The organism is Glycomyces niveus, from assembly GCF_017592475.1.
Lineage (GTDB): Bacteria > Actinomycetota > Actinomycetes > Mycobacteriales > Micromonosporaceae > Glycomyces > Glycomyces niveus.
The window spans coordinates 12,694-25,317 of record NZ_JAGFNP010000013.1 but is presented as its reverse complement, the minus strand read 5'-3'; the positions used below and the strand labels follow the sequence as shown (position 1 = coordinate 25,317).

Annotated in this window: 8 protein-coding genes; 6 read left to right on the top strand and 2 right to left on the bottom strand. The window is 68.1% G+C overall.

From position 1 onward, the window contains the following. Positions 1–49: 49 nt before the first annotated feature. The gene (locus J5V16_RS19945) at positions 50–4,315 is read right to left on the bottom strand and encodes a putative Ig domain-containing protein (protein WP_208498740.1); all 4,266 of its coding nucleotides are present in this window, start codon (positions 4,313–4,315) and stop codon (positions 50–52) included. A 372-nt stretch (positions 4,316–4,687) separates the two neighbouring features. Between J5V16_RS19945 and J5V16_RS25620 the strand changes: the two genes are divergently transcribed. The 6 genes from J5V16_RS25620 to J5V16_RS19915 all read left to right on the top strand — a co-directional run bounded on the left by J5V16_RS25620 (position 4,688) and on the right by J5V16_RS19915 (position 11,248). After that, the gene (locus J5V16_RS25620) at positions 4,688–5,695 is read left to right on the top strand and encodes a hydroxyacid dehydrogenase (RefSeq protein WP_208498739.1); all 1,008 of its coding nucleotides are present in this window, start codon (positions 4,688–4,690) and stop codon (positions 5,693–5,695) included. Positions 5,696–5,997: 302 nt separating this feature from the next. Continuing rightward, positions 5,998–7,665: a twin-arginine translocation signal domain-containing protein gene (locus tag J5V16_RS19935; protein ID WP_208498738.1), complete on the top strand. Its 1,668-nt coding sequence runs from the start codon at positions 5,998–6,000 to the stop codon at positions 7,663–7,665. Next, on the top strand, positions 7,662–8,636 hold the full coding sequence (locus J5V16_RS19930) for an ABC transporter permease (protein ID WP_208498737.1): 975 nt from the start codon (positions 7,662–7,664) through the stop codon (positions 8,634–8,636). Before J5V16_RS19935 ends, J5V16_RS19930 begins: the two co-directional genes overlap by 4 nt. Before the next feature lie 2 nt (positions 8,637–8,638). Beyond that, positions 8,639–9,538 carry a carbohydrate ABC transporter permease gene (locus J5V16_RS19925; RefSeq protein WP_208498736.1) on the top strand — a complete coding sequence of 300 codons (900 nt, stop codon included), beginning with the start codon at positions 8,639–8,641 and terminating at the stop codon, positions 9,536–9,538. Between the two features lie 336 nt (positions 9,539–9,874). Then, the gene (locus J5V16_RS19920; RefSeq protein ID WP_208498735.1) at positions 9,875–10,216 is read left to right on the top strand and encodes a hypothetical protein; all 342 of its coding nucleotides are present in this window, start codon (positions 9,875–9,877) and stop codon (positions 10,214–10,216) included. A gap of 96 nt (positions 10,217–10,312) precedes the next feature. Beyond that, positions 10,313–11,248 carry an aminoglycoside phosphotransferase family protein gene (locus J5V16_RS19915; RefSeq protein WP_208498734.1) on the top strand — a complete coding sequence of 312 codons (936 nt, stop codon included), beginning with the start codon at positions 10,313–10,315 and terminating at the stop codon, positions 11,246–11,248. 10 nt (positions 11,249–11,258) lie between these two features. Here J5V16_RS19915 and J5V16_RS19910 read toward each other — a convergent pair whose 3' ends face one another. Further along, positions 11,259–12,542 (bottom strand): DUF2786 domain-containing protein, encoded by a 1,284-nt coding sequence (locus tag J5V16_RS19910; RefSeq protein ID WP_208498733.1) that lies wholly within the window; start codon positions 12,540–12,542, stop codon positions 11,259–11,261. Between the last annotated feature and the right edge of the window lie 82 nt (positions 12,543–12,624).

Below are 12,624 nucleotides of genomic sequence, written 5' to 3'. Positions count from 1 at the left end.
CGAAAGGGCCCCGAGCGCGGTTGCGCTTGGGGCCCTTGGTGTCGAGCGGTTATGCCTTGGTGAGGCCGGCGGTGGCCGCCGCGAGGGCGTCGGTTGCTTCGTCGACTTCTTCTTGGGTGGCGCCCTTGTCGTTCGCGATTGCTTGGGCGGCGTCGCGGGCGGTGGTGAAGGCGGTCCAGGAGTCGGCGGTCCAGCCGGATTCGGACAGGGCCCCGGCTTCGGTGAGGTAGAGGTCGAGGCCGGTCTTGTCGATCGCTGAGACGAGGAACTGCACTTCGGCGAAGTTGGTGTACCCGTCGGTGCCGCTGATGCGCAGGGCCTCGTATCGGACCGGTGCGGACAGGGTGACCGTGTTCCAGCCCGCGACCGCGATGCCCGTGGAGGCGAAGGTGGTCCAGGTCGCGCCGCCGTCGTTCGAGCCCTGGAGGGACACGTTGTTGGCGCGGGGGACCGCTCCGCCGCGGGGGTGGTACTTCACGGCCTCGACCGTGAAGGCGGTGCCGTCGCTCGGGATCACCGAGACCCAGCCGTTCTTCGTGGTCGTGTCGGTGAACGTGCCGGTGTTGCCGTCGAACATGGCCCAGCCGTTGGCGGCCGCGTTCTTGGTGCCGTCCCAGGATGCCGAGCTGGCGGTGACCCACGCCTGGTCGAGGGGCGCTGCGGCGGTGGTCGCGGCGTCCTCGAGCAGGGACCAGGCGTCGAGGAGGCGCTGCGCGAGCGCGGACTCGTCGGCGCCGGCCTCGGCGGCGGCCGCTCGCACGGCCTCCACTTCGCGGGTGAACAGGATCGCCGAGCCGCGCGAGTGGGCGGCCAGGTCGACCGCGTCGGCCCGCGCGAGGATCGGGTCGAGGTCGTAGGCGACGGCGCCGAAGAGCCGGAGTTCCGCGATGTCGATGAGGACGTTGTTCGCGATGCGAACGTAGCGGAAGCCTTCGTCGCTCTGCGACGGGAGGTTCTGCCAGGCGAGCGTCTTGAACGTCGGGTCGGTCAGGGTCGTCCAGTTCCGGAGGTCGTTGGAGCCCTGGAGAACCTGGTCGTCCATGCGGACCAGGCCGTTGTTGTCCTGGCGGGCCAGGAAGTCGGCGCGGTCCACCGTGGCCTCGGCGCCTTCGCCGAAGTCCCAGATGAGGTAGAACTCGCCGTCGACGGCGGCCACGTCGCTGAAGGTGGCGGCGTTGCCGTCGAGCATCAACGCGGACTGCGCGGCTTTCGTTGCGTCGATCGACCCGTCCACTTTGATCACTTGCGCGTCGGCGAGGTCGACGAGATTGCTTTCGTCCGAGCCGTACAGGGCGGTGCCGTCGGTCGAGCCGTGCACGGTGGCGGCCTGGTCGCCGTCAGCCGTGGTGTGGTCCACGGTGAGGCCGAGGCGGCCGCCGCCGTTGAGCGAACCGAGCTCGACCGAGCCGGTCCACGACAGGCCGTCAGTGCTGGTCACCGGAATGTTCTGGCCGCCGATCGCGGCGGTCACGTCGCTGATCGGCTCCGGGCTGGTGAAGGCGACCTGGGCGGTGTCGCCCGCGGTCACCCTGCCCGCCAACGCGTCCGGCGAGGTCACGGTCAGCGTGTCGATCGTGCCCGGGACCTCGACGCGGTCGCCGCCGATGCGGAACTCGCCGATGGACCACAGGCCCGGGTAGGCCGGGTCGATCGGGACGCCCGGGTCGTCGACCTGGAGCTTGAGGTAGCGCCACTCCTTGCCGCGCTGGTCGGCGACGACCGGGATCGACTCCCAGTCGTTGGTGTTCGCGGTGTCCCGCTCGGTCAGGAGCGTCCACGACAGCCCGTCGTTCGAGCCGTACACGTTGGTGCCCTCGGAGCGCATCGGGAACGAGAACCGGGCCCGGAAGTCGAACTCGTCGACCGCGACCCGGTAGCGGGTGCCGAAGTCGAGCGTGACCGAGCCCAGGCGCACGTCGCCGAAGCTGCTGGTGTTGTCGCCGTCGGCGAGGGCGTTCAGCCCGCCGGTCGAGATGCCTTGCGGGACGGCCATGCCGGTGTAGTCGAGCGTGCCGTCTGCGAGTCGCGCGCTGAGGAGATCGAGGTTCTCGATTGCGTCGAGCAGCGATTCGAAGGCGGTGCGGAACTCCGCGTCGGTGCCCGACTCGGAGGCGTCCCTCGTCGCATGGAGTGCGGCTTCGTAGGGCTCGCGGGTGACGGTGGTGTAGACGGCCTCGGCGTCGACGCCGTCGGCCACGGCCGCCTCGATCATCTTGGGGCGGTTGCGGGCGACCGACAGTTCGAAGGTGCGGGCCGTGATCGACTCGCCGTCGTCGGCGACGACCTGCACTTGGTGGACGCCGCGCTGGCGGTCGCCCGGCTTCCAGGTGAGCGTGCCGGTCGCGGCGTCGAGGGTCGCGCCGCGAGGCAGGCCGGCGGCGGTGTACGCGACCGATCCGCCCGTGTCGGCGGCCGAGAGGTCGAAGCTCGCCTCGTTGCCGGCCCACAGGTAGTAGCGGTCGCGGGTCTGCTCGAAGGCCGGCGGGGTGAGCGCGGTCTGGGCGTTGAAGATGAGCTTGTCGAGGTCGACGGTCGCGCCGTCGCCCTTCACACGGAAGAAGTGGGTGTTGAGGCCGCCCGCCGGGTAGGTGACGTACCGCCATTCGCCTTGCGTGTCAGGCAGTTCGATGCTCGCCATGATCTTCGCGGCGGTCTCGTCCGGGTTGGCGGCGTTCGGCTCCTCCTTGTCGAGGACCTCGAGGGTCGCGGGCCCGTCGGTGCGCACGAGCACGCCCATGCGGCTGTTGGCCGGGAACATGACGCGGCTGATGACGCTGGTGGTGCCGTCGGCGTCGGCGGTGGCGCGGGCGAAGGCGTGGCCGTCCTCGGTGGTGATCGCGGTGCCGTCGTCGAGCGCGAGCCCGTAGTTGCCGAAGGTCAGGGCCGTGTCGGCGGCCGGGCGCGGTTCGGTGCCGGCGATCTCCTGCGGGAAGGCCACCCAGTATTCGATGCTCTTGTCGCCCGGTGCCCAGAAGTTCGCGGTGCCGGTGCCGTACTGGTAGAGCGGGCCGTCCATGCGCGCGTGGAGCTCGGCCAGCCAGGGGGCCTCGGTCTCGACGTCGACGCCTTCGACGTACGTGTACTGGTAGTACAGCTCGGAGAGGGCGTTGAAGATGCGGCCGCGGTAGGCCTGGGAGATGGCCCCGCCCGTGTTGCGCTCGTCCACATAGGGCGTCCAGTCGCCCATCATGAAGCCCGCGAAGGCGTCGGCGCCCTTGAGCAGGCGGTTCCCGAGGAAGCCGTACGCGGTCACGGCGTCGTCGGCCGTGGAGACCGTGCCGGCGACGGGGTCGACCTTGGTGCCCTGCACATCGAGGAAGCGCGCGAGCGCGGCGAAGTTGTCGATGTTGCATTCGGCGTGCGCCTGGTCGCGGCCCATCTCCCGCAGCTGCACGAAGTCGTAGCCGTACGGGTTGAGCGGGTCGTCGGCCTCGATCACCGGGAACTGGGCGGCCATGCTGCCGCTCGTGTAGTCGTCGAAGGTCGAGTTCACGGTGAACCACTCGACGCCCTTGGCGTAGCCCTCGGCGTCGTCGGCGTAGATGGCGGTCGCGATGCGGCCGTACAGCCCGAAGTTGTGCTGGTTCATCCACTTCTCGTTGGAGAAGTTGAAGACGTTCACGATCGGCTCCGCGAAGTTGCCGAGCAGCTTCGCGTCGTCTTCGGCGCTCCACTCGACGTTGTAGCCGTCGTGCGTGCCGGGGGTGTCGTCGGCGACCGGTTCGGTGGCGCGGATGATCTCGGCGGCCATGAGGAACTGCGAGAGCGGCTTGCCGGTGTGGACGTGCGCGTCCGGGAAGTACGCGTACCCGTCGGCCTTCATGTTCGACCAGGTGCGCAGGCCCATGATGGCGCCCTTGCGGTAGACCTCGTCGCCGGTCATCGTCCACATGAGCGCCTGGGTGAGCACGCCGAAGGAGTCGCGGGTGAGGCGGTTGCGCATGCCGCCCTGGGTGAACGTGTCAGTGACGGGCACGTCCGGTTTGCCGCGCACCATGTTGTCGACCGTGTAACCCGGTGCGGCCCACGGCGTCACCTGGGTCATCGCGTCGAAGTAGGAGGCCCAAGGCTCCTGGTTCGAGCGGACCATGGCCTGGGCGTTGCGGAGGTCGTCGGCCGAGAGGCCCACGCCGGGGTGCACGAACCCGGCGTCGCTCACGGTCTCGTTGATCTCGACGACGTGCGCGGTGAGCAGGTCGTCGTAGCTCGTCTCGGCCTGCGCCGCAGGCGGGACCGCGACCATCGCGATCCCTGCGGCGAGCGCGGCGGTCAGCGCTGTGAGGCGCGGCCGCGTTCGATGCCCGACTTGCGTCATTGCAGGAGTCCTTTCGAAGGGGGGCCTTCCGGGTCCGCCGATGCGGGATGCGGACGCCGGCGCGGCCGGCCGCGGGGCCGGGAGCTGCATATCGGTGTCCGTCTATGCGGACGATAGCGGTTGCGAAGACGAGAATCAAGGCTCAGACAGATAACGTTATCCACTAGGTCCCGAGGCGGCTGCAGCCTCGTCACCACACGTTACCGAATCGTTATTTCGTTCTATCACCTTGTCTACCAGTATCATCATGATGATCTTCGGGACTCGGCATCACGACCGATCGGGATTGATCGATGCAGAGGTCTCGACAAACTGCGGATCGAGATCTAACTTAGAAACCGATATCTATCCGGCGACCCCGAAGGACCCCGAGTGGCAGACCGACCGCGAGCCCTCCTGGCCATGGACCCCGTGTTCCTCCACCAGCTCTTCCCCGAACCGCTCATGCGGCGCCTGGCGGCCGTGCTCGACTTCGACCCCGACCTCATCGCCCGGGACTTCACCGAGCCCGCCGCGAAGGCGGCCCTGGCCGAGGCCGAGGTCATCGTCTCCAGTTGGGGCGCGCCGCACCTGAGCGACGAGGCACTGGCCGGGGCGCCGAGTCTCAAAGCGGTGCTGCACGCCGCCGGAACGGTCAAATGGATCATCGGCAAGAGCGGCTGGGAGCGCGGCCTGGCCGTCTCGAGCGCGGCCGGCGCGAACGCGCTGCCGGTCGCCGAGTACACGCTCGCCTCGATCCTCATGGCGGGCAAGGGCATCTTCCAGCTGCGCGAGGACTTCCGCAAGGACCGGACCTTCACGCTCGGCTACATCCACCCCGAGGTCGGCAACTTCGGCCGCGTCATCGGGATCATCGGCGCCTCGAAAATCGGGCGGCGCGTGGTGGAACTGCTGCGCCCCTTCGACTTCACGGTCCTGCTCGCCGACCCGTACGTGGAGGAGACCGAAGCGGCCGCGCTCGGCGCGGCCCTCGTGTCGCTCGACGAGCTCGTGGCCCGCGCCGACGTGGTCACCGTCCACGCCCCCGACCTCGCCGAGACCGAGCATCTCATCAACGCCGAACGCCTGGCCCTCATGCGGGACGGCACCGTCGTGGTGAACACGGCCCGCGGGAAGCTCGTCGACACCGATGCGCTCACCGCCGAGGTGCTCAGCGGGCGGCTCTCGGCGGTCATCGACGTGACCCACCCCGAGCCGCTCCCGGCGCACTCGCCGCTCTACGACCTCCCGAACGTCTTCCTCACCCCGCATGTGGCCGGCTCCCACGGCAACGAGCTCTCCCGGATGGGCCAGTTCATGGTGGAGGACGCCGAGCGGTACGTCGCGGGCGAGCCGCTGCTGCACCGCGTGGACCACGAGACGCTGTGGAGGCAGGCCTGACCGACAGATAGAAACCGTTATCCGTCCGTATCGCGATCGATCTCGACCCGTCAACATCCTCAGGATTAGGTATCGAAATCGTATCGTACTGCGATTACGTTGTGCGGCAACCGAACAGAAAACGCCGAGAACCGAGATTCCGAGACGTCAAGCATTGACTCATTTCCATGGTCGATGATACCGTTATCTCCCCGGCGACCTGGAGCAGTACCCGGCAGGCCACCGCCACCGGACGCCGCCATGACTTTCACACCCGCCACATCCCTCACCCCTGCATCAACGTTGATTTAAGGAGGCCCCTCATGGTCGATTTCACTCGCCGCAAGTTCCTCGGCGCGGTCGGCGCCGCCGGAGCCGCTGCCGCGGTCGGCGCGACCGCCGCCGGTTGCTCGGAGAACGTCGGCGGCAGCGCCGGCGGCGACTACGACCTGCCCACGTTCCAGCCCGCGCCCGAGCTCGACGTGCAGCCGTTCTACGCCACCGAGACCGAGGGCATGGAGGACGTCTACACCGAGCAGGTGCAGACGTACTTCAAGTCCGTCAACCGCGAGCCCGCCTCCGGCGGGACGGTCACGAGCTTCCAGCTCACCTGGGGCGACCCCTCGAAGCCCTTGGACGAGAACCCGTACTGGCAGGAGCTCAACGCCCGCCTCGGCGTGAGCTTCGAGCCGCAGTTCGTGCCGCAGCCGGTGTTCGACCAGAAGTTCGCCACGATGCTCGCTTCAGGCGAGGTCCCGGACCTGGTCTTCGTGAACGACCAGTCGGCGGTGAACCTGCAGGGCATCCGCGACGGCGCGTTCGCCGACCTCTCCGAGACGCTGTCGGGCGACAACATCCTGAAATGGCCCAACCTGGCAGCACGTAAAGAGGAGATCTGGAAGGCCAGCCTCAAGGACGGCCGCATCTACCAGATCCCCTCGACCGTCTGGGCGCTCACGAACCTGCCGGTGATGCGCGCCGACCTGGTCGACCAGACCTCCATCGGACGCTCGCCGAAGGACGCCGAGCAGCTGTTCACCATGCTCAAGGAGGTCTCCGCGCTCGGCACGGGCCCCGGCGGCCAGAAGGTGTACGGGCTCAACAAGTACGACGCCCACCCCGGGACCGCGTCGATGTTCCAGCGGCTGTTCAAGACCGGCCCCGAATGGCAGCACAACGCCGACGGCGACCTGGTCCACATCACCCAGACCGAGAACTACAAGCTCATGCTCGAATGGCTCGCCCGCGCCTGGGCCGAGGGCATCTTCGACCCGGTCTCCATGTCCCCCACCCCGACCGACATCGTCTCCGGCGCCGCGATCCGCTACGACGCGGTCGGCGGGGCGATCGGCGCGGCCGGCCTGTCGCAGTGGGAGGCGGACCTGCCCGGCGCGAAGTTCGACTTCTTCGACATGCCCGGCTTCGACGGCTCCGCCCAGCTCGTGGTGCGCAACGTGCCCTACGGCCGCTCGACCTGCGTTTCGGCCGCGGCGGCCGAGGACGAGGAGCGCTTGACCCAGATCCTCAACGTCCTGGACTACTTCTCGGCCCCGTACGGATCGGAGGAGCACCTGTTCGTCAACTCGGGCATCGAGGGCCGCAACTTCGACTTCGACGAGCACGGCATCCCGATCCCCAACGCCGACAACCTGCCTGAGATGGGCGTCCAGTACGTCGGGGTCACGTCCGGTGACAACTCGTACCGGATCCACCCGAACGCCGCTCCCTGGGCGGACTCGTTCGTCGCGGTCATGGAGTCCATGGCGCAGAACTCCATCGTGCGCCCGCTCGAAGGCCTCGAAGGCGCGTCCCCCACGTTCATCACGAAGGGCGCGCAGCTCAAGCAGCTGTGGACGGACTTCGAGAGCGGGGTCATCACCGGCCGCGAGAGCATCGACGACCTGGAGTCGTTCGTCTCCAACTACATGTCGCAGGGCGGCACGCAGGTCAAGGACGAGTACACCCAGGCCCTCAAGGACGCCGGCAAGTGAGCGTGAAAACCGCCGCACGCCCCGAGACCCGCACCGCGCGGGCCTCGGGGCCTTCCGCGCCCAAGCGCAAGACCACACTGCGTCAGCGCGTCTGGCGCGAGCGCTGGTCCTACACGTTCATCGTCCCCGGGGCGCTGTTCTTCCTGGTGTTCGCGTATGTGCCCATGGCGGGCAACGTGATCGCGTTCCAGGAGTACTCGCCGTTCCGCGGGATCGAGGGCTCGCCGTGGGTGGGCTTCGCGAACTTCAACGCGATCTGGACCGATCCGGAAATCCTGCAGGCCCTGCGCAACACGCTCATCATCGCGGTGTTGCAGCTGGTCTTCGCGTTCCCGGCCCCGATCGCGCTCGCGCTGCTGCTCAACTCGCTGCTCTCCGACAAGGTGAAGCGGTTCGTGCAGACGATCGTCTATCTGCCGCACTTCCTGTCGTGGGTCATCGTGATCTCGGTGTGGCAGCAGGTCCTCGGTGGCGGCGGTCTCGTCGCGGGTGTCCTCGACGGGATGGGGATGCCGGGGTTCGACGCGATGACGAACGCCGACACCTTCAAGCTTCTTGTTGTGGCCCAGGGCATGTGGAAGGACGTCGGTTGGGGCACGATCATCTTCTTCGCGGCGATCGCGGGCATTCCGTCCGACCGTTACGAGGCGGCGGCGATCGACGGCGCGACGCCGTGGCAGCGCACCTGGCACATCACGTTGCCGGCGCTGGTCCCGGTCGCGACGCTCCTGCTCATCCTCAACATCGGGTCGATCCTCACGGTCGGCTTCGAACAGCTCTTGCTGCAGCAGCCCATGGTCGGTGCCGAAGCCGCGCAGGTGCTGGACACGTTCGTCTACTTCCGCGGCGTGCTCGGCGGCCAGTGGGGGGTCGCGACTGCGGCGGGCCTGCTCAAGGGCGTCATCGGCACCGTTCTGGTGCTCTCGGCGAACCGCCTCGCGAAGCGCATGGGTGGAGAGGGGATCTTCTGATGATGACACTCGCCAAGGGGCGCACCGGCATCCCGCCGTGGATGAGCCCGCCCTCGATCTGGGTCCGGGCGGTCAAGGCGATCGTGATCGTGCTGATCGTGATCACCATGATCTACCCGCTGGTCTACGTCATCGCGATGAGCTTCGCCGCCCCGTCCCAGGCCCGCGCCGGAGTGGTGTTCCCGACCGAGTTCTCGCTGGACGCGTACCGCGCGATCTTCAACGGCGGCACGGTCACCCAGGGTCTGCTGAACTCGCTGTTCATCACGGTCGTCGGCACGCTGCTGTCCCTTGCCGCGACCTCGATGCTCGCCTGGGGCCTGGCCCGCACTCGCCAGGTCCCGGGCGCCAAGGCGGTGCTGATCATGGTCCTCGCGACCATGTTCTTCGGGGCGGGGATCATCCCGAACTTCATGCTCATCAAGTACCTCGGGCTCCTGGACTCGACCTGGTCGTTGATCATCCCGGGTCTCATCTCGGCGTTCAACATGATCGTCATCAGGAACTTCTTCCAAGGACTGCCCGAAGAGCTGATCGAGGCCGCGCGGATCGACGGGGCCGGCGAGTGGCGGATCTTCCTCCAGATCGTGCTGCCGCTGTCGAAGCCGGTGCTCGCCGTGATGGGCCTGTTCTACGCGGTCGGCTACTGGAACACCTACTTCAACGCCCTGCTGTACATCAACGACGCCGAGAAGTGGCCCATCCAGGTCGTGCTCCAGCAGTACGTCCTGGCGGGCGTCGCCATCCCGGGCGCAGTGGTCTCCCCCGATCAGCCCCCGCCGCCCGGCGTCACCCTCCAGATGGCGGTGATCGTCCTGGCGACGCTCCCGATCCTGATCGTCTATCCGTTCCTCCAGCGCTACTTCACCTCCGGCGTCCTCACCGGCGCTATCAAGGGCTGATTCACCTCCCAGAGAAAGGGCCGGTCCGGCGTTCGCCGGACCGGCCTTTTTCAGCGATAGGCGACAGGCCCGGGCGGGTCGGCGCGATATTCCTGATTTTTGTAGGGATCGTCAATAGCGCCTTTCTAACCGCCGCGTGCTTGTCGTTTACGTGGCGGCGCTTCGCCGGTGGAAATCGTGCGGACCCTACAATTCGGCGGCCCGCAACGACCCGCAATCACGAATCGTGTTGTTGACTTCACCTAAAGTGATGCATAGATTCTCTCCTGAATCCGATCCCACCGATCGAATTATGGAGGAAACACTATGTGCCCCAAGGACTTCCCCGTTGGGACCATGCGACTTTCGCCGCGTCAGGCCATCTCCTACTCGACCTTCTTCCTGAACGTCCTCACCGGCCGCAAGTCGGCCGCCGAGGCCCGCCTGCTCGCCACTAACGCCGGGTGGCTGGCGTTCACGAGGGTGCAGCGGCGGGTGCCGGCGCGGTTCAAGCAGGTGCGGGTGGTGCGGGCCGACTGCCCGACGCTGGACACCGCCGAGATCGTCGCGATGGTCGAGAACGGCACCGCGCACCAGGCGATGACCTTCACCTTCCGCGCCACACGACACGGCTGGCGCCTCGACCACTGCGACCTCCTGCACGCGAACCGAAGGCAACGGCCAATGCACCGGCTCTAGGCGAGACGGCCCCCGGCGCTGAGCGCCGGGGGGTTTTTGTCGCAGCGCTTGGCAACTTGCTTGACCGGCGGCGCGCCCTGGGCCAGCATCAACCCGATGGAACACGCTCCCGTGGCGGTGCCGCCGCTCGTCCGCGCTAAAGCCGAGTCGTTCGGGGAGCCCGGCCTGGCCTGGCTGGCAGGGCTGGACGACCTCATCGCCGAGATGGAGCAGCAGTGGTCGATCACGGTCGGCGGACCGATCACCGGAGGCACCTCCTCCTATGTGGCGCATGCGCGAACGGCCGACGGTCGTGAGGCCGTGCTAAAACTGGCGTTGCCCCACTTTTGGGCGGCTCATGAGATCCAGCGACTCGAACAGGCCGCCGGGCGCGGCTATGCGCGGCTGCTCGCCGCCGATCCGGGTCGGAACGCGATGCTGATGGAGGCTTTGGGTCCGTCGATGGGTCAGCTCGGTTGGGCGCCAGAGCAAGTCGTCACGACCGTCTGCGCGACGCTTCGGCAGGCATGGGAGGTCGAGTTGCCCGGGACCGTTCCGGCGCAGACCGGGGCTTCCAAGGCGCGGGACTTGGCTGGTTTGATCGACCGTGCTTGGAGGGGACTGGATCGGCCCTGTTCCAGGGAGGTGGTCGATACGGCACTGCGCTATGCCGAGCGCCGCGCCGCCGCGTACCGCGAGGACCGGTGCGTGGCCGTTCACGGCGACCCGCACGCAGGCAACGCGATGCGGGTGCGCTCGCCGCGCGCGGGCGCGGCGTCGGGCTTCGTCTTCGTCGATCCCGAGGCGTTCGTCGCCGAACCGGCCTACGACCTCGGCGTCGTGCTGCGGGATTGGACTAGGGAGTTCCTCCAGGGCTCGACCCGGTCACTGGTCCGGCGCCGGTGCGGCCTGCTCGCCGAACACAGCGGCCTCCACGGCGACGCCATCTGGGAGTGGGGTTTTCTCGAGCGCGTGGCGACCGGACTGTACGTGCTCGAGTTCGGGGCGGCTTGGGGCCGTGAGCATCTCGAAGTCGCCGAGCGGCTGGTGTGACCCGAGACCTTTAGCGGCGGGTGATGGGTTCGGGGGCGGTGAGGCGGGCTTTGTCGGCGGCTTCGAGGCCGGCGATGTGGCCTTCGTAGTTGGTGATGCGGGTGCCGCGGCCGAGTTTGAGGCGGGGGAAGAGCTCGGTGGTGCGGGCGTCGACGCGTTCGTCGCGTTGGCGCATGACCGGGACGAGGTCGGTGCCGGTGGCGGCGGTGTATTCGCGTTCGGTGTCAGCGGCGGATTCGCGGAGGCGTTCGCCGATGCGCATGGCGAAGGAGGCGAGGAAGGACTGGCGGAAGGAGCGGGTCTGGGATTTGCCGCGCTTGGCGGCGATGGAGCCGACGCGGGTCATGGCGGCCGTGGCTTGGACGAGGAGGGAGTTGAAGAGGAGTTCGACCGAGCGGAGGTCGGCGCGGTCGCCGATGACGGTGGTGAAGCCGCCCTCGGGCCAGTAGACGGAGCGGCAGTGGTTGGCGTCGGCGATCTGGGCGAGAAGTTCGGATTTGGGCTGCTCGTAGGGGCGCTCGATGAGGACCCGGAGGGCTTCGGGGTCGCGTTTGCCTTGGCCTGCTTCTGAAAGGAGCGCTTCGTTGATGCTGTGGCGGGCGATGAGCTGCTGCGCTTTGGCGGTGAAGGCCTCGGCTTCGGCGTCGGAGTCGGTGGACTCGGCTTTGGCGAGGAGGGCGCGGATCTTCTCGTAGACGCGGGAGGACTCGGCGATGCCGATGCCGTGGGTGATGAGGAGGTCGCCCGGGAGCGGTTCGACCTTGGGGATCTTGGGGAGGGCGTTGAGGAACTGGAGGACTTCGAGGGTCGCTCCCCAGAGGACGATGCGGTCCCAGCGGCCCAGGCCGCTGCTCGCTTTCGCCATGCCCGCGAAGGGGGCCGTGTCCGCGAGTTCGTCGCGGTGGGCCCGCCAGCGGTCGCTGAGTTGGTGGTCCTGGTAGCGGGTGAGTTGGCCGCGCATCATGATCGCGCCGGCTCGCACTGCTTCATTGCTCAGCGACTTCCGCAAGGCGCTCAAGGCTTCCCGGGGCATCCAGCCCCATTCCCACGCGCGCAGGGCCGCGTCGCCGCCGAGTTCGTCGAAGACGCCGGCGAGGGCCGCGGGCCAGCCGGGGTCGGCGGAGGCGGCTTCGAGGTCGGAGGCGGCGTCGACCCAGTCGATGCGGGTGCGCTGGGCCTCCTGGAGGACGCCGAGCACGGCGTAGCGGGCGCGCCCCGCGAGCGGCAGCGCGTCGAGCTCGTCCTGGTTCACCGTTCCCCCGAATCCGCGCTGCACGGAAAGCCCCGCGAGCACTCCGGCGACTGTATCAAATCCGCAGGTCACGAGGCCAATGCTGGAAGGGTGGGTCGGGCCACCCCGCGCGGCCCGGAGGCCG

Bases quoted from the DNA above. Each gene is read 5' to 3' on its own strand.
- J5V16_RS19945 (WP_208498740.1), bottom strand. From the start codon at position 4,315: ATGACGCAAGTCGGGCATCGAACGCGGCCGCGCCTCACAGCGCTGACC.
- J5V16_RS19935 (WP_208498738.1), top strand. From the start codon at position 5,998: ATGGTCGATTTCACTCGCCGCAAGTTCCTCGGCGCGGTCGGCGCCGCC.
- J5V16_RS19925 (WP_208498736.1), top strand. From the start codon at position 8,639: ATGACACTCGCCAAGGGGCGCACCGGCATCCCGCCGTGGATGAGCCCG.
- J5V16_RS19920 (WP_208498735.1), top strand. From the start codon at position 9,875: ATGCGACTTTCGCCGCGTCAGGCCATCTCCTACTCGACCTTCTTCCTG.
- J5V16_RS19915 (WP_208498734.1), top strand. From the start codon at position 10,313: ATGGAACACGCTCCCGTGGCGGTGCCGCCGCTCGTCCGCGCTAAAGCC.